At 44.3% G+C, this 22,098-nt stretch carries 15 protein-coding genes, 6 tRNA genes, 3 rRNA genes and 1 riboswitch; of the genes, 17 read left to right on the top strand and 7 right to left on the bottom strand.

Features of this window, described 5'->3' with window-relative positions:
* The first annotated feature begins 14 nt into the window (after positions 1-14).
* The 3 genes from ICN28_RS05655 (at position 15) to priA (ending at position 3,926) form a co-directional block, all read left to right on the top strand.
* Positions 15-431: a F0F1 ATP synthase subunit epsilon gene (locus ICN28_RS05655; RefSeq protein WP_216286965.1), complete on the top strand. Its 417-nt coding sequence runs from the start codon at positions 15-17 to the stop codon at positions 429-431.
* Positions 432-1,541, top strand: a complete 1,110-nt coding sequence (hemE, locus tag ICN28_RS05650) for a uroporphyrinogen decarboxylase (RefSeq protein ID WP_216286963.1) — start codon at positions 432-434, stop codon at positions 1,539-1,541.
* Positions 1,542-1,829: 288 nt separating this feature from the next.
* The gene (gene priA / locus ICN28_RS05645) at positions 1,830-3,926 is read left to right on the top strand and encodes a primosomal protein N' (RefSeq protein ID WP_216286961.1); all 2,097 of its coding nucleotides are present in this window, start codon (positions 1,830-1,832) and stop codon (positions 3,924-3,926) included.
* A gap of 11 nt (positions 3,927-3,937) precedes the next feature.
* On the opposite strand, the gene gcvP is transcribed toward priA, so the two are convergent.
* Genes gcvP through gcvT form a run of 3 tightly spaced genes read right to left on the bottom strand, consistent with a single transcriptional unit; the run spans position 3,938 to position 8,353 of the window.
* Positions 3,938-6,826, bottom strand: coding sequence for an aminomethyl-transferring glycine dehydrogenase (gene gcvP, locus ICN28_RS05640; protein WP_216286959.1), 2,889 nt, complete (start codon positions 6,824-6,826; stop codon positions 3,938-3,940).
* A gap of 3 nt (positions 6,827-6,829) precedes the next feature.
* Positions 6,830-7,210, bottom strand: coding sequence for a glycine cleavage system protein GcvH (gene gcvH, locus ICN28_RS05635; protein ID WP_216286957.1), 381 nt, complete (start codon positions 7,208-7,210; stop codon positions 6,830-6,832).
* 15 nt (positions 7,211-7,225) lie between these two features.
* Positions 7,226-8,353, bottom strand: coding sequence for a glycine cleavage system aminomethyltransferase GcvT (gcvT, locus tag ICN28_RS05630; RefSeq protein ID WP_216286956.1), 1,128 nt, complete (start codon positions 8,351-8,353; stop codon positions 7,226-7,228).
* 119 nt (positions 8,354-8,472) lie between these two features.
* Positions 8,473-8,557, bottom strand: a riboswitch (glycine riboswitch).
* Positions 8,558-8,686: 129 nt separating this feature from the next.
* On the opposite strand from gcvT, the gene ICN28_RS05625 reads away from it, so the two are divergent.
* Both ICN28_RS05625 and ICN28_RS05620 read left to right on the top strand, forming a co-directional pair.
* Positions 8,687-9,889, top strand: a complete 1,203-nt coding sequence (locus ICN28_RS05625) for an ammonium transporter (protein ID WP_216286955.1) — start codon at positions 8,687-8,689, stop codon at positions 9,887-9,889.
* Positions 9,890-9,918: 29 nt separating this feature from the next.
* The gene (locus tag ICN28_RS05620) at positions 9,919-10,566 is read left to right on the top strand and encodes an MBL fold metallo-hydrolase (protein WP_216286954.1); all 648 of its coding nucleotides are present in this window, start codon (positions 9,919-9,921) and stop codon (positions 10,564-10,566) included.
* Between the two features lie 258 nt (positions 10,567-10,824).
* On the opposite strand, the gene ICN28_RS05615 is transcribed toward ICN28_RS05620, so the two are convergent.
* Together ICN28_RS05615 and ICN28_RS05610 are read right to left on the bottom strand one after the other, a co-directional pair.
* Positions 10,825-11,925: a fatty acid desaturase gene (locus ICN28_RS05615; protein ID WP_216286953.1), complete on the bottom strand. Its 1,101-nt coding sequence runs from the start codon at positions 11,923-11,925 to the stop codon at positions 10,825-10,827.
* Between the two features lie 96 nt (positions 11,926-12,021).
* Positions 12,022-12,096, bottom strand: a tRNA-Arg gene (locus tag ICN28_RS05610).
* A 76-nt stretch (positions 12,097-12,172) separates the two neighbouring features.
* Here ICN28_RS05610 and ICN28_RS05605 point away from each other — a divergent pair.
* Positions 12,173-12,691 (top strand): cytochrome c5 family protein, encoded by a 519-nt coding sequence (locus tag ICN28_RS05605; RefSeq protein WP_216286952.1) that lies wholly within the window; start codon positions 12,173-12,175, stop codon positions 12,689-12,691.
* Positions 12,692-12,730: 39 nt separating this feature from the next.
* Here the strand turns inward: ICN28_RS05605 and rsmI are convergent, their stop codons facing one another.
* Positions 12,731-13,615, bottom strand: coding sequence for a 16S rRNA (cytidine(1402)-2'-O)-methyltransferase (gene rsmI, locus ICN28_RS05600; RefSeq protein WP_216286950.1), 885 nt, complete (start codon positions 13,613-13,615; stop codon positions 12,731-12,733).
* A 109-nt stretch (positions 13,616-13,724) separates the two neighbouring features.
* Between rsmI and ICN28_RS05595 the strand changes: the two genes are divergently transcribed.
* Positions 13,725-14,315, top strand: a complete 591-nt coding sequence (locus ICN28_RS05595) for a phosphoheptose isomerase (protein WP_370626462.1) — start codon at positions 13,725-13,727, stop codon at positions 14,313-14,315.
* 16 nt (positions 14,316-14,331) lie between these two features.
* On the top strand, positions 14,332-14,949 hold the full coding sequence (locus ICN28_RS05590; protein ID WP_216286947.1) for a BON domain-containing protein: 618 nt from the start codon (positions 14,332-14,334) through the stop codon (positions 14,947-14,949).
* Between the two features lie 25 nt (positions 14,950-14,974).
* On the opposite strand, the gene ICN28_RS05585 is transcribed toward ICN28_RS05590, so the two are convergent.
* Positions 14,975-15,604, bottom strand: coding sequence for a GNAT family N-acetyltransferase (locus ICN28_RS05585; protein ID WP_216286945.1), 630 nt, complete (start codon positions 15,602-15,604; stop codon positions 14,975-14,977).
* A gap of 428 nt (positions 15,605-16,032) precedes the next feature.
* Between ICN28_RS05585 and ICN28_RS05580 the strand changes: the two genes are divergently transcribed.
* From ICN28_RS05580 to ICN28_RS05540, 9 genes are all read left to right on the top strand, one after another.
* Positions 16,033-17,565, top strand: a 16S ribosomal RNA gene (locus tag ICN28_RS05580).
* 60 nt (positions 17,566-17,625) lie between these two features.
* A tRNA-Ile gene (locus ICN28_RS05575) sits at positions 17,626-17,702 on the top strand.
* A 36-nt stretch (positions 17,703-17,738) separates the two neighbouring features.
* Positions 17,739-17,814 (top strand) — tRNA-Ala (locus ICN28_RS05570).
* Positions 17,815-18,067: 253 nt separating this feature from the next.
* Positions 18,068-20,939, top strand: a 23S ribosomal RNA gene (locus ICN28_RS05565).
* 108 nt (positions 20,940-21,047) lie between these two features.
* Positions 21,048-21,161, top strand: a 5S ribosomal RNA gene (gene rrf, locus ICN28_RS05560).
* Together the 16S, 23S and 5S rRNA genes with 5 tRNA genes alongside form the textbook arrangement of a ribosomal RNA operon.
* A 119-nt stretch (positions 21,162-21,280) precedes the next feature.
* Positions 21,281-21,366, top strand: a tRNA-Tyr gene (locus ICN28_RS05555).
* A gap of 53 nt (positions 21,367-21,419) precedes the next feature.
* Positions 21,420-21,494: transfer RNA gene (locus ICN28_RS05550), tRNA-Gly, on the top strand.
* 19 nt (positions 21,495-21,513) lie between these two features.
* Positions 21,514-21,588 (top strand) — tRNA-Thr (locus ICN28_RS05545).
* Positions 21,589-21,625: 37 nt separating this feature from the next.
* A partial coding sequence (locus ICN28_RS05540) for a GTP-binding protein (protein WP_216286944.1) occupies positions 21,626-22,098 on the top strand: 473 nt, incomplete at its 3' end.

Here is a 22,098-nt window from a genome sequence, read left to right as displayed (position 1 = left end):
ACCAAGGAACATACATGTCAAGCATCTACGTTGATGTAGTAAGCGCTGAGCAATCTATTTTCGCCGGTGAAGCAAAGTTTATTGCTTTGCCTGGTGAAAGTGGTGAGTTGGGTATCCTGCCGGGACACACACCTCTTATCACTAGAATTCGCCCAGGCGCGGTTCGTATTGAAAAAGCGGATGGCGACGAAGAGTTTATTTTCGTTGCTGGCGGCATTCTTGAGGTTCAGCCAAATAAAGTAACAGTTCTTGCTGACACTGCTATTCGTGGTCATGATTTGGATGAAGCAAAAGCATTGGAAGCTAAAAAAGCTGCTGAAGAGGCTATGCAAAATCGTAGTACTGAAATTGATTTTGCACATGCGCAGTCTGAGTTTGCAATGGCAGCAGCACAATTGGCAGCCATTGCTAAGTTACGTCAAAAGAGATAATTGGCTTTACTTAACGATCGCTTCCTGCGCGCATGCTTAAAGCAATCAACCGATAGAACCCCTATCTGGTTGATGCGCCAGGCAGGTCGTTACTTACCAGAATATAATGCAACGCGAGCAAAGGCAGGAAGTTTCTTAGCGCTTGCAAAAAATCCCCAACTAGCAACAGAGGTGACACTGCAGCCATTGGATCGTTATCCATTGGACGCTGCAATTTTATTTTCTGATATTTTGACTATTCCTGATGCGATGGGATTGGGCTTAAGCTTTGAGGCTGGTGAAGGTCCTCGCTTTAGTCGTCCACTAAGAGATGAGCAAGCGGTTAATAATTTAAGGCCAGCCGATCTTAATCAGTTGAAATATGTTTTTGATGCTGTATCTGAAATTAGAAAAGCCTTAATACAAGATGGTCAGCAACGCGTTCCATTAATTGGTTTTTCAGGTAGCCCCTGGACTTTAGCGTGCTACATGATCGAGGGATCAGGCTCATCAGACTTTAAACATACCAAAGAAATGTTGTATCAAAGACCGGATTTAATGAAGAAGGTTTTAGATGCCAACATTCAATCAGTTGCAGAATATTTAAAAGCCCAAGTGGATGCAGGAGCACAGGCTCTTATGATTTTTGATACATGGGGCGGATTATTGCCAGATGGTTGGTATCAAAAAACATCCCTTGCAAGTATGAAAGCTGTCATTGATCTTTTACCAAGACAAAAAGATGGCCAGCAGATCCCTATTTTAGTGTTTACCAAGGGTGGCGGCATTTGGTTGGAGGACATTGCGCAGTCCGGTGCTGATGTTATTGGCTTGGACTGGACCGCATCTGTAGCCAAGTCACGTAAGCGCTTACTTGCAAACAAGACGCCTTTGGCTTTGCAGGGTAACTTTGATCCTTTAGCATTATTCTCATCACCAGAACAAATTAGCACTGAAGCAAAGAGAATACTCGATGAATTAGCGGAAGCGCCAGCCGTAGAAAAAGAGCTTCATGCATTGGATGGTCACGTCTTTAATTTGGGTCATGGAATTTCACAATTCACGAATCCTGAGCATGTGACTGCGTTGGTTGATACTGTTTTAGCGCACTCCAAAAAACTTAGAAATTAGGTTCTTGGGTTATGTAAGTAATAACTTATACACAGACCCAATAAACTCATCGCGCAAGCCAGCCTAGCGGCAAAAATAAATTCTAAAAGCAATTAATAATCACTAAATGTATGATTTTATTGAAAATAATATATTTAGTAGGATGGCTCTTATAAAAAGAGGCATTATTAGATAATGTAAGTATTTGGGTAAAGCTAGGACTTATCCACAAGGTTTTCCACAGAGCTAAAAACCAATTTAAAAAAACATTTAGTAGCAAGACTCTTCGAGACAGACTTAAAGTAAAACATGAGCTTTACCTCACCCCTCTTAAAAGAAATAATTGTTCAGGTTGCAGTTGATACGCCAGTGAACAAGCTCTTTGACTACATTTGGAGTCATGATCATTTAGGTTGTGAACCAAGTCGAGGGCAAATTGTATCGGTTGAGTTTGGTAAAAAAGAAATAGTTGGAGTCATCATCCAACAAGTTGAAAAATCAGATTTTGATATCAACAAGATAAAACAAGTCACTGGTATTGCACCACTACCAGTTTTATCAGAGGATCTTATGAGCATGGCAGAGTTTGCCTCAGCCTACTATCAAAAATCAATTGGTGAGGTATTGGTGCCAGCAATCCCGAAATATTGGAGGCAAAAAGAAAAGTGGGAGTTGCTGAGCAAAGAAAAAAGGGCCAATAAAAAAATAAAAATTAATAAGGCAGAGATCGGTGAGTATCAAAAAGAAATAAAGCTGAATGATGAACAGAATTTAGCGGTTACTGAGTTAACAAATGCAACCGACAGCAAAAGATTCGAATGTTATTTGCTTCAGGGCGTAACCGGCAGCGGTAAAACATTAACTTACTTGCGTTGGCTTGCAAATGTATTAAATGAAGATGAGGCGCAGGTGCTCATCATGGTTCCAGAAATAAATTTAACGCCACAGCTTGAGCAAAGCATTCGGTTAGCCTTTCCAGAAAAACTGCTCGTTGTCATGCATAGCGGTTTAACAGACAGAACCAGGGCAGATCATTGGGCAAAGGCAAGCCAAGGTGAGGCCAAAATTATTCTTGGGACAAGAATGTCAGTTATGGCGTCTATCCCAAATTTAAAAGCTATCGTTGTCGATGAAGAGCACGACCTTTCTTATAAACAACAGGAAGGCGTCAGGTATTCAGCAAGAGATTTAGCAGTATGGCGTGCAAAAAAATTAGATATTCCGATTCTATTGGTATCTGCTACCCCCAGCCTTGAAACCTGGTTCAATGCAGAAGAAAAAAGATATAAAAAATTAAACCTTAACCAACGCGCATCAAAAAATGCAGCAAAGCCCTTGGTGGATATTGTTGACCTCAATGTAGATGTAAAAATAAATCAGAAAAATGCACATGGATTTAGCCAGCATCTATTGAGTGGGATAGCAAAGAATCTAGAAAATAATCAGCAAACACTTATATTTATAAATAGACGAGGATATTCTCCAGTTCTTCAGTGTGAGGCATGTGCGTGGGTTTCTGATTGCGTTAAGTGCTCTGCACATATGGTTTTGCATCGATCAAGTCATGAGCGTGCCATGTTGTGTTGCCACCATTGTGGGTTGATGAGGCACATCCCTAAAAGTTGCCCAAGTTGTGGCAATATAGATTTAATGCCCATCGGCAAGGGAACACAAAAAGTTGAAGAGTATTTAACTCAACAATTTCCAAAGGCAAAGATATTGCGAATTGATGCGGATACCACCAGGAAAAAAGGTAGTGCAGAAGAGCTATTTGGGGCGGTTCATGACGGTCAAGCTGACATTGTTGTTGGCACACAAATGATTACAAAAGGCCACGATTATCAATCCGTTTCATTAGTTGGGGTTATTGATGCAGATGCAAGCTTGTTTTCTCAAGACTATCGCGCTGCAGAACGACTATTTGCTCAGCTAATGCAAGTTACTGGACGAGCTGGGAGAAGTGCTCAGTCAGGAGGAGCAAGAGTTGTTATCCAAACAAAATACCCAACGGCAGCACCTTATAAATATCTAAAGCTGGATGATGTTAATGCTTTTTTAACTGAGCTCTGTGCAGAAAGAAAAATGGTTGGGTTGCCACCATTTTCTTATCAAGCATTAGTGCATGCGGAGCATAGAACATTAAGCGCTGCAATTGAAATGCTTAAAGAAGCGGCAAAGTTAGCACAAGAGTATATAAACTGGCCAAGTGGCATCGTAATGAGTGATGTCGTCCCAAAAGCAATGGTGAGATTGGCTGGGCAAGAACGTGCGCAGATCTTAATTGAGTCGACAAATAGGCAAGCATTGCAAAAAGCATTAGAGGCTTTTCAAGATGTACTAACAGTTCAAAATAAAAAAAGAAAAGGGGTCGGCTGGTATATTGAGCGCGACCCCATTATGCTTTAAGGAAGATTTACTTAAGCATATTCAGCAATAGGCACACACGTGCAAAATAAGTTTCTATCACCGTAGACATTATCTGCACGACCAACTGGTGGCCAGTATTTATTCCTACGAAGTCTAGCAACTGGATAGGCTGCTTCCTCGCGAGTATAAGAGTGCTTCCACTCATTGGATAAAACAAGCTCTGCAGTATGTGGTGCATTTTTAAGTGGGTTATCAATCTTGTCATAAGTACCATTGCCAACTTTTTTAATTTCATCAGCAATGGCTACCATGGCTTCAATAAAACGATCCAACTCAAACTTAGATTCACTTTCTGTTGGTTCAATCATGAGTGTTCCAGGGACGGGGAAGCTCATCGTTGGGGCATGAAAACCAAAATCCATTAATCGCTTAGCAACATCTTCATTGCTGATGCCAGTTTCTTTTTGCAAAGGCCTTAAATCAAGAATGCATTCATGTGCAACGAGATCATTGGCGCCTTTATATAAAACAGGATAGTAAGGCTCTAGTTTTCGAGCAACATAGTTGGCTGAGAGAATAGCCACCTCTGTTGCTTTAGCTAGACCATCAGAACCCATCATGGCAACATACATCCATGAAATTGGCAAAATAGACGCTGAGCCAAATGGAGCAGCGCTAATTCGCATCCATTCGAGATCATTCCACTTATTTGCAGTTCCAGCTGTGAATGAGCAAGGTAGGAATGGGGCTAAATGTGAACGGACTGCAACAGGGCCAACACCTGGGCCACCGCCGCCGTGAGGGATGCAGAAGGTTTTATGAAGGTTCAAGTGGCTAACATCTCCGCCAAAATGGCCTGGAGCTGCAGTGCCAACAAGCGCATTCATATTGGCGCCGTCGATATAGACCTGACCTCCATGATGATGGATGATGTCACATAATTCCTGAACACCTTCCTCAAATACACCATGAGTACTTGGATACGTAATCATGATGGCTGCAAGATGGCTAGAGTGCAGCTCTGCTTTTGCTTTGAGATCTACTAGGTCTACGTTACCGTTAGTGTCACAGTTAACAACAACAACTTGAAGGCCGGCCATTTGAGCTGATGCTGGATTGGTGCCGTGTGCAGAAGAAGGAATTAAGCAAATATTTCTATGCCCTTCTCCTCTGGAGTCATGATATGCACGGATAACTAATAATCCTGCATATTCACCTTGTGAACCAGCATTGGGTTGTAATGAAACTGCAGCATACCCAGTTGCAGCACACATCATGCGCTCAGTGTCTTCAATGAGTTTGGCATAACCACCCCACTGTTCTTCTGGTGCTAGAGGATGAATTTGAGAAAAGTTGGGCCAAGTAACAGGCATCATTTCGCTTGTTGCATTTAACTTCATTGTGCAAGAGCCCAATGGGATCATCGTTCTATCAAGAGCCAAGTCTTTATCTGCTAGGCTGCGAAGATAGCGAAGCATTTCATGTTCTGAGTGATAACGATTGAAAGTCGGATGCGTGAGATAAGCGCTTTGTCTAATTAATGTGCTTGGAATGGCATGGGTTGCCTCTTTATCTAAGTCATCAATATTAAGACCGCCCTGCCCGCCAAAAATTGACCAGATAAGATTGAGCTCTTGACGACCAGTTGTTTCATCCAAGGAGATGCCAACGTGTTGCGCATCAATTTTTCTAAAGTTACAACCTTGTTTTTTAGCTTGAGCATGAATTTTTTCAGCATCAGGCACTTTAACCGTAATGGTGTCAAACCAGTGTTGGTTAGTAATTGTTAGACCTAGTTTCTGTAAAGCCAAAGCTAAAATACTGGTTTGTCGATGAGCTTTAAGCGCAATCTTTTTTAGCCCTTCTGGACCATGATAGATTGCATACATGCTTGCCATGACGGCCAATAAAACTTGTGCTGTACAAATATTAGACGTCGCTTTTTCGCGGCGAATATGTTGCTCGCGTGTTTGCAAGGCTAGACGATATGCTGGCTGACCCTGTGCATCAATGGTCACGCCAACTAAACGACCAGGCATACTTCTTTTATAGGCGTCCTTTGTTGCAAGGTAGCCCGCTGAAGGGCCGCCAAATCCAACTGGCACTCCAAATCGTTGAGCTGTACCAACCGCTACGTCTGCGCCCCACTCCCCGGGCGGAGTTAAAAGGGTCAGAGCTAACAGATCGGCGGCAACAATTAGTAAGCCACCTTTTGTATGAATAGCCTCAGCAATTTTTGTATAAGTTGATTGGTCTTCGATCTCACCGTCAACGCCTGGGTACTGAAGCAATACCCCAAAGGCGTCGGCATGGCTAGCCTCAGTTATTGGGCCAACTTTGATGTCAATGTTAAGAGGCTTCGCTCGAGTTTTAATAACGGCGAGAGTTTGCGGCAAAACATTTTCAGCTACAAAGAACGTATTCGATTTTGATTGGCAAGTGCGCAGTGCTAGCGTCATTGCTTCTGCAGCAGCAGTCCCTTCGTCAAGCATGGATGCGTTACCAATATCCATCCCGGTAAGATCAATCAACATTTGTTGAAAGTTAACAATTGCCTCAAGACGACCCTGAGAAATTTCGGGTTGATAAGGTGTATAGGCCGTATACCAAGCAGGATTTTCTAGAATATTTCTTTGGATTACTCCAGGGGTAATGTTATTGAAGTATCCCTGACCAATAAAGGTTTTGAAAACTTGATTTTGATTGGCGATGCTTGCCAATAGATCTAAGGCTTCATTTTCTCCCTTCGCGAAAGAGTAATCGCCCAAAGGTAACGCATCTTTATTTCTGATGTTCTTAGGTACAACCGCGTCAATTAAATTAACGCGTTCTTTAAACCCAAGGAATTGAAGCATGGATGCTTCATCAGTTGGAGAAGGTCCAATATGACGCGCTAAAAATCCGTCATGATTTTCAAGAGAGGTCAGAGAGCTTTTCATTGTTTATGCACCAATTGTTTTGGTATAGGCGTCGGCTGAAAGTAATGCGTCAACCGTAGAAATATCGGTTGGTTTAATTTTAAATAGCCAAGCACTATAGGCATCCGTGTTCACAGATTCTGGCGCACTAACAGCCGCTTCATTATTTGCAATAACTTCACCGCTGAGGGGCGCATAAATATCACTGGCTGCTTTAACAGACTCAACTACTGCACAAGCTTCGCCAGCATTAAAGGTTTTGCCAATTTCCGGAAGCTCCAAAAAAACGATATCACCTAAAGCTTCTTGGGCGTGATCGGTGATGCCAACGGTGATTGTGCCGTCAGCTTCTTTGCGAATCCACTCGTGTGATTCTGTGTAGTGTAGGTCTTGAGGTATGTTCATAAAGTTCTCCAAAAATTAAACCAAGGCTTTGCCATGGCGTACGAAAGGGGGTTTTACAACTACTGCATTTAATTCTTTGTCACGAATTACTACTTTGACTAAATCACCAATTTTTGTATTTATCGGAAGCTTTGCAAGAGCAATTGATTTTTGTAGAGATGGGCTAAATGTGCCGCTGGTGATTTCACCTTCTCCATCAGCAGTTTTAACAATTTGATGCGCTCTTAAAACACCCTTGTCATTCAAAATTAAACCCAAGAATACAAACTGTTGCTTTTGTTTATCAAGAGCTGATCTGCCATTGAATGCTCGTTCACTTGACCGATCAATTGTCCAACCAAGACCAGCATCTAATGGATTGGTTTTATCGTTCATGTCTTGACCATAAAGATTCATACCTGCTTCTAGTCTAAGGGTGTCTCTGGCACCCAGGCCTGCTGGCTTGGCACCTGCCTCAACTAATTTATTCCAAATGTTAGCAGTTTGATCTATTGGTACTAATAATTCAGCGCCATCCTCACCCGTATAGCCTGTGCGTGCAATCATGATTTCGCCAAAAGATGTATCAATGCAACGCGCATGAAAAACTTTTAGTTCATGGGATGCTGGTGCAAGTGCAGGAATTGATTTTGCGATTAACTCAAGTGCACGAGGTCCTTGAACAGCAATCATGCCTTGAGGGTTTTGGCATTCAATAAGATCTGCTCGCCTTGGAATAAGCTTAACTTGTGAAAAACACTTTGCTTCTTGATTGAGCCAGTCTAGATCGGTATGAGCGGTTGCTGCATTAATAACTAATCTGTAATTAGGATCTAGTCGGTAAACAATTAGATCATCAATAACGCCAGCCTCATGGTTTAGCAAACAACTGTAAAGTGCTTGACCATTATTTTTTAGTTTGTTCACATCATTAGCTAAAACTTTTTCTAAAAATGGCTTGGCATCAGAGCCAATCACATCAACTGCTGCCATATGACTGACATCAAAAATACCGCAATAGGTTCTTGTGGAAATGTGCTCTTCAATTTGGGAGCCATAGTTAACAGGCATTTCCCATCCGCCAAAATCAACTAGCTTTGCGCCAGCAGATTGGTGAGTCTCAAATAGTATGGTGCGTTTCAACTGATTCGGGGCGACAGACATCCAAACTCCTCAAAGGAATTGATGCCCCCCTGTCCTGTTACCTGAGAGATTGAAGATCGCAAACCGTTTGCAATCTTTTAGCCCCTTCGGTGTGCAATTGAATGCAGCTCTCCAGAGTGTAAATATCGACGGTCCGTTTGCCTGAGCGTTCATGGGCGTTGCGCCTTCGGCGTTGGTTTTACCAAACTCTCCCATCGATGATTAATTGTACCCAAGGGATAGGCGAACTCCAAAGGCTAATTGTGCACAAAAATGGTGCAATTCATGATTAGCCACCCTTGGTGTGCGTAGATAATCATGCTACTTTACTAAAACCCTTTGAGGAGTTGGTTTATGGATAACTTTAAATCAGGCGTCGATGCCTTATTCATCATGGCTGGCGCCATTATGGTGCTCGCTATGCACGCAGGCTTTGCTTTTTTAGAGCTTGGAACAGTCAGGAAGAAAAACCAAGTTAATGCATTGGTTAAAATTCTGCTAGATTTTGCTGTTTCAACCATTGCCTATTTCTTTATTGGCTACAGTATTGCTTACGGCGTCAATTTCTTTGCCAGCGCTGAGGTTCTAGCCCAGAAAAATGGTTATGAGCTCGTTAAATTTTTCTTTTTGTTAACTTTTGCAGCAGCTATCCCTGCCATTATTTCAGGCGGTATTGCCGAAAGAGCAAAATTTAATCCACAGCTGATCGCAACATTTATTTTGGTTGGTTTTATCTACCCATTTTTTGAGGGAATGGTTTGGAATCAGCAACTTGGTTTCCAAGCCTGGATAAAAGGTTTAACAGGGTTTGAGTTCCATGATTTTGCAGGGTCAGTGGTCGTGCATGCAGTTGGTGGATGGATTGCTTTGCCCGCCGTTTTATTGTTGGGCGCAAGACATGGTCGCTATACAAAAGACGGTCGTATTTCAGCTCACCCGCCATCGAATATTCCTTTTTTAGCCTTGGGTGCTTGGGTTTTAGCTGTTGGTTGGTTTGGCTTTAATGTGATGAGTGCTCAAACAGTTGATAAATTGAGTGGCTTGGTTGCTATGAACTCATTGATGGCAATGGTTGGCGGAACGATTGTAGCTTGGGCATTAGGTAAAAATGATCCTGGTTTTAGTTATAACGGGCCTTTAGCTGGTTTAGTAGCTGTGTGTGCTGGGTCTGATTTGATGCACCCCATGGGTGCCCTTGTTGTCGGCGGTTTGGCGGGGGCTCTTTTTGTAGTGATGTTTACCTTGGTTCAAAATCGCTGGAAAATTGACGATGTATTGGGCGTTTGGCCATTACATGGACTTTGTGGAGCGCTAGGCGGTATTTGTGCTGGTATTTTTGGGCAGCCCGCGTTGGGCGGCTTAGGGGGCGTCAGCTTCTTAGCCCAAGTGATTGGAACCAGTACCGGTGTCGTCATTGCTTTGGTTGCAGGTTTTATTGTGTACGGACTTCTAAAGACGCTAATGGGGCTGCGCTTAAGCCCTGAAGAAGAGTTTGACGGCGCTGATTTGACTATACATAAAATTACAGCAACGCCAGATCGCGAATCAAGCTGGTAATTTATTAAATTCTTAGGATAATCTGGGCTATGACATTAAAAGTGATCCTAGTCCCAGTAACTCCTTTTGAGCAAAACTGCTCTATCTTAATTTGCCAAAAGACCAACCAGGCGGCCATTGTTGATCCTGGCGGTGATTTACCTAAAATTCTTGAGGCATTAGAAACATCTGGTGCTAAAGCAGAAAAAATATTGTTAACTCATGGTCACGTTGATCATTGTGCAGGGGCTGTTGAGCTTGCTCAGAGGTTGGGTGTTGAGATCATTGGGCCGCATGAGGATGAAAAGTTTTGGCTAGACCAACTACCCCTTCAAAGTCAGCGCTTTGGCTTTGGTGCTGCAGAGGCGTTTACCCCACAACAATGGCTAAATGATAATGACACTGTGTCTGTTGGGGCAGTGCAGCTCCTAGTCAAGCACTGTCCGGGGCATACCCCTGGCCATGTCATTTTTTATAGTGCAGATGATCGTTTAGCGGTTGTTGGAGATGTCCTCTTTGCGGGGTCAATTGGACGAACAGACTTTCCACGCGGCAACCATGCAGACTTGATTCGCTCAATTAGAGAGAAACTTTTTCCTCTGGGAGACGACATCACATTTATACCTGGACACGGCCCGAACTCAACGTTTGGGGAAGAGAGACAGCACAATCCGTATGTTGGAGATGGTGCTAATTAAGCCTTAGCAGAGCCTGTGCGGTGAGTTCTGTTATATAAACAGCTCGCACAAATCCAGCGTTGTTTACGATTGCTTGTTGGAATCCAAGTGCCACCTTCTAGGGGCTTCTCTCTGCTACACGAAGAGCAGAACTTCATTACTCTTGTGTTGCTTTCCAATGTGGTTGGCGGCGTTGTCATAAGAACATCTTTATAAGTATTAGCCTGCTATTTTAACTTCTTTTTGAAAAACGCCCTTTCGGGCGCTTTTTTATTCGAATTAACTGAGCACAATCTTGATTGAGTCAGCTGTTTTATTGCCCTTGAAATCAAGCCAGCATTTCTTTTGAGTGTCATAAAGTTTGCAAAGCTTAGCCGTATTGAAGTACCAGGCCCAAGAGAATTTTTGAATAATAATTCTTCCTGGAAGCATTTCTTCAAGCTTACTTTGAGCCTGTTTTAACTTGTAGAGAGGAACACTCATATCAACGTGATGAGCTGTATGCTCCATGATATGGTGCATCGCCGCTCCCCATTTGAACGGGAAAACCAAATGAACCGTAGTTGATACAAATGGTTGAGCCCTTAACCATTCAGACTTATCTGAATACCAAGAAACGCTTGGATGTGTGTGATGAACATAGACTACAAAGCCAATCATGGCATTCCAAAAAATAAAAGGAATGACAAAGCCCATTACAACAGACAACAGGATTGATTGATTTGTATATGTTGCAGCAACTACTAGTGCTGCAATCCATAAAATTGCAAAACCTGAAACCAGTACGTTGTCCCATAAAAAGGCAGGGCGTGTCGCCGGCATAGCTTTTTTGCTTGGGAAAAACATTTTGTTCCACCAAATTTCAACCATGTAATAAACCGCAGGACCAAAGCCACTTCTATAGATGCGCTCAAGGACTTTTTTGCCAAGAGGTAGATTTTGGTATTCCTCAAGTGATAGGGGCGCCCAAACAAAATCAAACCCTTTTAAGTTAGTTTGTCCGTGGTGAACAACATTATGTCCAACTTCCCAAAGGCTGTAAGGTGTGAGTGATGGCAAAAACGCCAGACGACCTAGCAACTTATTTAAGGAGCGATGAGGCGTAAAACTTTGATGGCATGCATCATGACCAAGAATGAAAATTCGACCAATCATGAAGCCAGAAAAAATAGCTAAAAGCAATTTAGCCCAAATAGACTCAAAGTAGACAGTGCCAATAATGCCTGCCGTTAGGATAGCTGTATCCAATATTTGAAGAAGGATGGCTTTAACGACTACTCGCTCTGTCAGAGGTGTTAGCCAAGAACGAATCACCTTACGATGAGGGATCGGTTCGCCGACTGGGATTGGTTGATTCATATCGATTTCTATTTGCGACATAGTGGCCTTTTTAATAGGACAGAATTACAAGATGCACCATTTTAAAGGTTTTTGAGCAAAAGAGTTTGCTCTGTGAGCAATTTTTGAGCTAGATCATGGTGCGACCGACAGGAATCGAACCTGTATCGAGAGCTTCGGAAACTCTAATTCTATCCATTGAACTACGGTCGCAATTTTGAAGATTGTAAAGCTGTGAGGGATTATCATCGCTATAATGCTTTCCAGCTATATTTAAAGGGAATACGTCATGAGCGAAGAACACGGAAATTTGATTAAATCACCAAAACAATTGGTGGTTATGGTTTTTGCTAGCTTTTTTGTACCGCTAATAATTATTGCTTTTTTAATGGTTTATGTTGGAAGCGGTAAAAATAAGGGGGCTGATGCAGAGGCTGCAAATCATCTAATCAAGCCTGTTGCCATGTTGGACTTTAAGGACGCTTCTGGTCCTAAAGTATTCAAAACGGGCGAAGAAATTTATAAGCAAGCGTGCGCTTCATGCCATGCCTCTGGTGCCGCTGGCGCCCCTAAGTTCGGTGATGCAGGCGGCTGGAGTGCTCGATTGGGCCGTGGCTATGATGGCTTGTTGACATCTTTAGTTAAAGGTAAGGGTGCTATGCCAGCTCGCGGAGGCACAAGCGCAAGTGATATTTCTGACTATGAGTTGGGTCGTGCAGTAGTTTATTTAGCGGCATCAGCAGGTGGTAAATTTCCTGAACCAAAAGCACCGGAAGTAAAGGCTGAAGCAAAAGCAGAAGCAAAATAAAATCATCAAACAATAAAAACCCCGCAATTAGCGGGGTTTTTATTTCTTCAAGCCCAGTAACTCTTTGTAAGCATCCTTTTTAGGCATGCCAGTGATTCGAGCGATGATGTCGGATAGATCTTTGTGCCCCACTTCATCGCCAAGTGCCTCCACCCATTGGAGGGTTACCTCATCCAAGGCACTCACTTTATCTTTTTTGGGAGCCGCTTCAAGCCCAATAACAAATTCTCCTTGCCAAGATTTCACTTGGGTAATCCATTTATTTAGATCTTCGCCTTGAATAATGGTAATTTCTTCAAATATCTTGCTTAACTCTTTGGCAATCATCACGCGTTGCTGGCTTCCAATGAGCGTGGCAATTGCTTTTAATGTAGCCTCAACTCTATGGGGTGCCTCATAGAAAAATGAGCATACGGATGCTTTTAGAGCTTCTTTAAGAATCGCTTCACGTTGGGTTGCTTTACTTGGCAAAAATCCCAAAAATTGAAATTGCCCTTCAGAGTTTCTGAGAAAGTCGCCCGCACCTGAAATCGCAGTTGTAATGGCACTTGCTCCAGGCAATGGAATGACTGACAAATTTACCTTCATAACTTCATTTGCCAAGAGCGCTCCAGGATCGGAAATGCCAGGAGTGCCGGCGTCTGAGATGTATGCCCAACGCTCTCCTTGTTTTAGCTTGTCAATGATGTAGGCGCTTGCGGAAATTTCATTGTGGTCATGAATTGCATACAGAGGCTTAGATATGCCGTAAGCGCTTAAAAGAGTGCCACTATGCCTTTTATCTTCGCAGGCAATGCCATCAACTTGTTGAAGAATATAAAGCGCTCTAATTGTTATATCAGCAAGGTTTCCTATGGGTGTTGGCACTAAAAAAAGTGCGCCAGCAGGAAGCGTTTGGTTGTACGCAAATTTAAAAAAATCCATAACTGCCTTTATTTGGGTCAAAATAACCCAATTAATCAATGATTCATTAAAGCGTAATATAGCCTTAATGACATACTCTTCGGAGGATAATCTACATATGAACACAGATATGAAAACAAAATTAGCGCAAAGAGTTGCTGGGCACTTCAATGACAGTATTGCAACAAAACAAAAAGCTCTTGAGGTGATGCCCTCAAAAGTGGTTGATGCAATTACTCTTTTGCACCAAACTTTTAGTTCTGGAAAAAAAGTTTTGGCTTGTGGTAACGGCGGCTCTGCTGCTGATGCACAACATTTCGCAGCCGAATTAGTTGGCCGTTTTGAGAGAGAAAGACAAGAGCTGCCCGCAATTGCATTAACAACAGACAGTTCTATCATGACTGCCATTGGCAATGATTACAGTTATGAAGTTATTTTTAGTAAACAGGTTAAAGCTCTAGGTCAGCCAGGCGATGTTCTTTTGGCCATTTCAACATCCGGAAATTCTGGAAATGTTATTACAGCGATTAATGCCGCCCATGAAAAGGGTATGTCAGTCATTGCGCTCACTGGTAAAGATGGGGGCAAGATTGGTCAGTTATTAAAAGGCAGCGATGTCAATTTATGTGTGCCTGCAGATCGTACGGCTCGCATTCAAGAAACTCACTTATTGTTATTACATTGTTTATGTGATGGTGTTGATCATTTGATCTTAGATTAAGGTGTGAGAAATAAAAATGAATAAACAATTGAAACGTCGCACTATCAGCTTGCTATGCGCTTCTGTTGCCGCAATATCTTTAACAGGGTGCTTCCCTTTAATTGCGGGCGGTGTCGCTGGTGGTGCGATGGTGATTGCTGACAGGAGAAATCCTGGCACTCAAGCAATTGATAGAGGTATTCAGCTTGAGGCTGAAAGCTTCTTAATTAAAAAATATGGCGATAACGTTCATGTCAATGTCACTGTATTTAATCGAAAAGTATTGTTAACCGGTGAGACCAGAACAGAAGAGTTAAAGGTAGAGGTGACTCGTCACATAAAGGCAATGAAGAATGTAACAGAGGTTTTCAATGAGCTTGTGCCGGCTCCGCTGAGTGGTTTATCAGCGCGAGCAAATGATGGCTTTTTAACGACGCGCATCAAAGGCTCATTCATTGCAAATCAGGGAGTCCCATCTAATTCAATGCGAGTTGTTACAGAAGCGAGTAAAGTTTATTTGATGGGTATCGTTACTGATGCTGAGGCCAATCGTGCCGTTAACATTGCTCGAGAAATACCGGGCGTTAAGCAAGTAACAAAACTTTTTGATTTAATTTCTGAGGCAGATAGGCGCCGACTCGATGGACAGAAATAAAAAAAGAGTTCTTCGGAACTCTTTTTTATTTGCTAGTTGCAAGCATCCAAATATTTAAGAAAAAAGATTTTGAATTGCGCAAATTTCTTTTAACCACATAATCAATATCAGCTACCTGTGCTTGAACTGCCTCTGCAACAATGCTTGTATTAGAGGACGGTTGGAGTGTTAGGTAAGCATCTGCCTCCCCATAAGAAAATTCAATAGACATGCCTGCTTTTTTGGCAATGTGCATCATGACTTTATTACGTGAGAGGTAGTGAACGTATAGCACCTTGATGTTTGTGTTCCGAGCATGAATCGCAGCTCTTTTAAATAAGGCAGACCCAATGCCTTTACCTCTACCCTCTTTACTCACTGAAACGCCAAACTCAGCGGTACGATTAATTGCAGCGTTAGAAAGTGGGTAACCTAAGTGTGCATAACCAATTAAATTTAAATCGTTATCAAACACTCCAAAAATAGAGTCATTAACAAAGTCGATTGAATTGACGTATTGATTGATCACCGCATCACTAGTGTGCATGCCAAACCTCAGCGTTCTATCTTCAGCAGATAAACTCAAAAGGTGTAAATAAATCTTATCTTTATGCCCAGAGTGAAGCTCTCTGATAAGAACTCTTCGCGGGTTAAATGATTTTGTAATTTCAAACATCAATTGCCTTAATTTGTTGCGGTGCACAAGCTATTCTAGCGCGCAAAAACCAAAATAAAAAGAAAAATTTAGGGTTTACCCTAATAAATCAATAACCATATGTTTTTAAACGAATTAATCAAAAATAACCGGAAAATAACAAAATATTTTGAGGAATATTTGAAATATTTCTCACAAAGGTGTTGACATGTTGTTTGAACTCAGGCAAAGTCTCGTTTCTCTGCTGAACGCGATTCGAAATACGAAACAACTTCAGCCTTCTTTAAAAAGTAGTCAACCGATAAATGTGGGTACTGAGATAAGACATCCAGTCCTTCGGGACAGATATAAAAGCAGTACTCACAAAACAGTAAATTTGGTTCCGGTCGTAAGACTGGAGTCGATTCTGAATGAGTGAGCGACGAGGCAGCAATGCCTCAACAGTGATTAAACTGAAGAGTTTGATCCTGGCTCAGATTGAACGCTGGCGGCATGCCTTACACATGCAAGTCGAACGGCAGCACGGGTGCTTGCACCTGGTGGCGAGTGGCGAACGGGTGAGTAATATATCGGAACGTACCTTATCGTGGGGGATAACGCAGCGAAAGCTGTGCTAATACCGCATAAGCCCTAAGGGGGAAAGCAGGGGACCGTAAGGCCTTGCGCGATTAGAGCGGCCGATACCTGATTAGCTAGTTGGTGAGGTAAAGGCTCACCAAGGCAACGATCAGTAGCTGGTCTGAGAGGACGATCAGCCACACTGGGACTGAGACACGGCCCAGACTCCTACGGGAGGCAGCAGTGGGGAATTTTGGACAATGGGGGAAACCCTGATCCAGCAATGCCGCGTGAGTGAAGAAGGCCTTCGGGTTGTAAAGCTCTTTTGTCAGGGAAGAAACAGCAGCTCTAATACAGTCTGCGAATGACGGTACCTGAAGAATAAGCACCGGCTAACTACGTGCCAGCAGCCGCGGTAATACGTAGGGTGCAAGCGTTAATCGGAATTACTGGGCGTAAAGCGTGCGCAGGCGGTTATGCAAGACAGTCGTGAAATCCCCGGGCTCAACCTGGGAATTGCGATTGTGACTGCATAGCTAGAGTATGTCAGAGGGGGGTAGAATTCCACGTGTAGCAGTGAAATGCGTAGATATGTGGAGGAATACCAATGGCGAAGGCAGCCCCCTGGGACAATACTGACGCTCATGCACGAAAGCGTGGGGAGCAAACAGGATTAGATACCCTGGTAGTCCACGCCCTAAACGATGCTGACTAGTTGTTCGGGAATTTATTTCTGAGTAACGTAGCTAACGCGTGAAGTCAGCCGCCTGGGGAGTACGGTCGCAAGATTAAAACTCAAAGGAATTGACGGGGACCCGCACAAGCGGTGGATGATGTGGATTAATTCGATGCAACGCGAAAAACCTTACCTACCCTTGACATGCCACTAACGAAGTAGAGATACATTAGGTGCCCGTAAGGGAAAGTGGACACAGGTGCTGCATGGCTGTCGTCAGCTCGTGTCGTGAGATGTTGGGTTAAGTCCCGCAACGAGCGCAACCCTTGTCTTTAGTTGCTACGCAAGAGCACTCTAAAGAGACTGCCGGTGACAAACCGGAGGAAGGTGGGGATGACGTCAAGTCCTCATGGCCCTTATGGGTAGGGCTTCACACGTCATACAATGGTGCATACAGAGGGTTGCCAACCCGCGAGGGGGAGCTAATCTCAGAAAATGCATCGTAGTCCGGATCGTAGTCTGCAACTCGACTACGTGAAGCTGGAATCGCTAGTAATCGCGGATCAGAATGTCGCGGTGAATACGTTCCCGGGTCTTGTACACACCGCCCGTCACACCATGGGAGTGGGTTTTGCCAGAAGCCGTTAGCCTAACCGCAAGGGGGGCGACGACCACGGCAGGGTTCATGACTGGGGTGAAGTCGTAACAAGGTAGCCGTATCGGAAGGTGCGGCTGGATCACCTCCTTTCTAGAGAAAAGATGTTGATTTTTAGTGCCCACACTTATCGGTTGATAAGAGAAATGCCGCGGGTCTGTAGCTCAGGTGGTTAGAGCACCGTCTTGATAAGGCGGGGGTCGAAGGTTCAAGTCCTTCCAGACCCACCACAGATCAGTAGCAAGCCTAGCAACAAGTATTAAGCTGGGGGATTAGCTCAGCTGGGAGAGCACCTGCTTTGCAAGCAGGGGGTCGTCGGTTCGATCCCGTCATCCTCCACCAATTACTTATGATGGCAAAGACAAGCACATGTTGTGTGTTTATCTTTGCCTTTATCGGCTGTTCTTTAAAAATTTGAGTAAGCAATGCGTATATTGAATTTATTGAGAGTTCAATATACATGGGTAGTTGATTGAATCAACAACAAATAGTTCTTCAAGTAATTAGATTTACTTGGATTACGGCACAAACATATCGCAACAAGTGTAGTAAATAGAGAAGAACTTATAACTTGTACCAATGGTGCTCGTTATAGGATCAAGCGAATAAGTGCATGTGGTGGATGCCTTGGCGATTACAGGCGATGAAAGACGTTATAGACTGCGATAAGCTACGGGGAGTTGTCAAATAAGCTTTGATCCGTAGATTTCTGAATGGGGAAACCCACCTCTTTTGAGGTATCCGTGACTGAATACATAGGTCACGCGAAGCGAACCTGGTGAACTGAAACATCTAAGTAGCCAGAGGAATAGACATCAACCGAGATTCCCAAAGTAGTGGCGAGCGAAATGGGAACAGCCTTCTAGTATTAATTAGTCTGTTATCAGAACGGAATGGAAAGTCCGGCAATAAAGGGTGATAGCCCCGTATGGGAAAACCGATTAATCGAACTAAGCTAGAGACAAGTAGGGCGGGACACGTGAAATCCTGTCTGAATATGGGGGGACCATCCTCCAAGGCTAAATACTCGTAATCGACCGATAGTGAACAAGTACCGTGAGGGAAAGGCGAAAAGAACCCCGGGAGGGGAGTGAAATAGATCCTGAAACTGCATGCATACAAACAGTAGGAGCCTCGTAAGGGGTGACTGCGTACCTTTTGTATAATGGGTCAGCGACTTACATTCAGTAGCAAGCTTAACCGAATAGGGGAGGCGTAGCGAAAGCGAGTCCGAATAGGGCGTTAGTTGCTGGGTGTAGACCCGAAACCAGTTGATCTATCCATGGCCAGGTTGAAGGTGCGGTAACACGTACTGGAGGACCGAACCCACTAACGTTGAAAAGTTAGGGGATGAGCTGTGGATAGGGGTGAAAGGCTAAACAAAACTGGAAATAGCTGGTTCTCTCCGAAAACTATTTAGGTAGTGCCTCGTGTATCACCTTCGGGGGTAGAGCACTGTCATGGTAGTGGGGTCCATTGCGGATTACTGCGCCATAGCAAACTCCGAATACCGAAGAGTGCAAGCACGGGAGACAGACGACGGGTGCTAACGTCCGCCGTCAAGAGGGAAACAACCCAGACCACCAGCTAAGGTCCCTAAAATGGGCTAAGTGGGAAACGAAGTGGGAAGGCTAAAACAGTCAGGAGGTTGGCTTAGAAGCAGCCATCCTTTAAAGAAAGCGTAATAGCTCACTGATCGAGTCGTCCTGCGCGGAAGATGTAACGGGGCTAAGCCGGTTACCGAAGCTGTGGATCACGTAAGTGATGGTAGGAGAGCGTTCTGTAAGCCTGTGAAGGTGTGGTGTGAACCATGCTGGAGGTATCAGAAGTGCGAATGCTGACATGAGTAGCGATAAAGGGGGTGAAAAGCCCCCTCGCCGTAAGCCCAAGGTTTCCTGTTCAACGTTCATCGGAACAGGGTGAGTCGGCCCCTAAGGCGAGGCAGAGATGCGTAGCTGATGGGAAACAGGTTAATATTCCTGTACCATTGTTAAATGCGATGGGGGGACGGATCGCGGAAGGTTGTCCGGGTGTTGGATGTCCCGGTCCTTGCATTGGAGAAGGCTAGTAGGCAAATCCGCTAGCGTAATTCAAGGGTGTGAGGCGAGCGAGTTTACTCGCGAAGCAATCGGAAGTGGTTCCAAGAAAAGCCTCTAAGCTTCAGTTTAACAAGACCGTACCGCAAACCGACACAGGTGGGCGAGATGAGTATTCTAAGGCGCTTGAGAGAACTCAGGAGAAGGAACTCGGCAAATTGGTACCGTAACTTCGGGATAAGGTACGCCCAAGTAGCTTGACTGTGAACAACAGGAGGGCAAAAGGGTTGCAATAAAATGGTGGCTGCGACTGTTTAATAAAAACACAGCACTCTGCAAACACGAAAGTGGACGTATAGGGTGTGACGCCTGCCCGGTGCTGGAAGATTAAATGATGGGGTGCAAGCTCTTGATTGAAGTCCCAGTAAACGGCGGCCGTAACTATAACGGTCCTAAGGTAGCGAAATTCCTTGTCGGGTAAGTTCCGACCTGCACGAATGGCGTAACGATGGCCACACTGTCTCCTCCTGAGACTCAGCGAAGTTGAAATGTTTGTGATGATGCAATCTACCCGCGGCTAGACGGAAAGACCCCATGAACCTTTACTGTAGCTTTGCATTGGACTTTGAACCGATCTGTGTAGGATAGGTGGGAGACTTTGATATCAGGATGCTAGTCCTGGTGGAGTCGTCCTTGAAATACCACCCTGGTTTGTTTGAGGTTCTAACCTTGTCCCATTATCTGGGTCGGGGACAGTGCATGGTAGGCAGTTTGACTGGGGCGGTCTCCTCCCAAAGTGTAACGGAGGAGTACGAAGGTACGCTTGGTACGGTCGGACATCGTGCCTAAAGTGCAATGGCAAAAGCGTGCTTAACTGCGAGACCGACAAGTCGAGCAGGTGCGAAAGCAGGTCATAGTGATCCGGTGGTTCTGTATGGAAGGGCCATCGCTCAACGGATAAAAGGTACTCTGGGGATAACAGGCTGATACCGCCCAAGAGTTCATATCGACGGCGGTGTTTGGCACCTCGATGTCGGCTCATCTCATCCTGGGGCTGTAGCCGGTCCCAAGGGTATGGCTGTTCGCCATTTAAAGAGGTACGTGAGCTGGGTTTAAAACGTCGTGAGACAGTTTGGTCCCTATCTGCCGTGGGCGTTGGAAATTTGACGGGGGCTGCTCCTAGTACGAGAGGACCGGAGTGGACGTACCGCTGGTGTACCTGTTGTTTCGCCAGAAGCATCGCAGGGTAGCTATGTACGGAAGAGATAACCGCTGAAAGCATCTAAGCGGGAAACTTGCCTGAAGATGAGATTTCCCGGAGGTTTAACCTCCATAAAGGGTCGTTGAAGACCACGACGTTGATAGGTCAGGTGTGGAAGCGCAGTAATGCGTTAAGCTAACTGATACTAATTGCCCGTTAGGCTTGATCCTATAACAAGCACTTTTGTGCGAATATGTAGTGCCGTTTTTGATCGGTCACTCCCAATTGCTTACTCGAATTTGGTTGTTTGTTGAAAAACAGACAACCTACCCTCTATGCCTGGTGACAATAGCGAGTTGGAACCACCCCTTCCCATCCCGAACAGGACCGTGAAACGACTCTACGCTGATGATAGTGCGGATTACCCGTGTGAAAGTAAGTAATCGCCAGGCACCTTTTAGAAACGCCCAGATCGTATGATCTGGGCGTTTTGCTTTGCAAAGATTTTTTATGTTTTATTGTCACTTAGTTTGACAAAAGCTGTTGATTTAAGTAATAATATGCGGTTCACGGGGAGGTGCCCGAGTGGCTAAAGGGGGCAGACTGTAAATCTGTTGGCTTACGCCTACGTTGGTTCGAATCCATCCCTCCCCACCAGTAGTTTTGTGGTTTGTATTAAGTTGTTTTGTTGTGGGTAAGTGAAGTGCCTGGCGGGTGTCGTATAACGGCTATTACCCTAGCCTTCCAAGCTAGAGACGAGGGTTCGACTCCCTCTACCCGCTCCAGTAATGGTGGCATTAGTTTGCTCATGTGGCTCAGTGGTAGAGCACTCCCTTGGTAAGGGAGAGGTCGGCAGTTCGATCCTGCCCATGAGCACCATAGTTTATTTAGTATTCAAATAATTGAGGCTGAAAAGATGGCAAAAGAGAAATTTGAGCGGACAAAACCGCACGTAAACGTAGGCACGATTGGTCACGTTGACCACGGTAAAACAACTTTAACTGCAGCGATTGCTACAGTGTTGTCAGCGAAGTTTGGTGGCGAAGCAAAAGCTTACGATCAAATTGATGCTGCACCAGAAGAAAAAGCACGTGGTATTACGATTAATACAGCGCACGTTGAGTACGAGACAGCGAACCGTCACTACGCACACGTTGACTGCCCAGGTCACGCTGACTACGTTAAGAACATGATTACTGGTGCTGCTCAGATGGATGGCGCTATTTTGGTAGTGTCTGCTGCTGACGGTCCTATGCCACAAACACGTGAGCACATCTTGTTGGCTCGTCAGGTTGGCGTTCCATACATCATCGTGTTCATGAACAAGTGCGACATGGTTGATGATGCAGAATTGTTAGAGTTAGTAGAAATGGAAGTTCGTGAACTGTT

The sequence above is a fragment of the Polynucleobacter sp. 30F-ANTBAC genome, assembly GCF_018882385.1.
In the GTDB taxonomy this organism is placed as follows: domain Bacteria; phylum Pseudomonadota; class Gammaproteobacteria; order Burkholderiales; family Burkholderiaceae; genus Polynucleobacter.
Note: the sequence above shows the minus strand (reverse complement) of the source record. Positions and strands in the feature narration are given on the sequence as shown.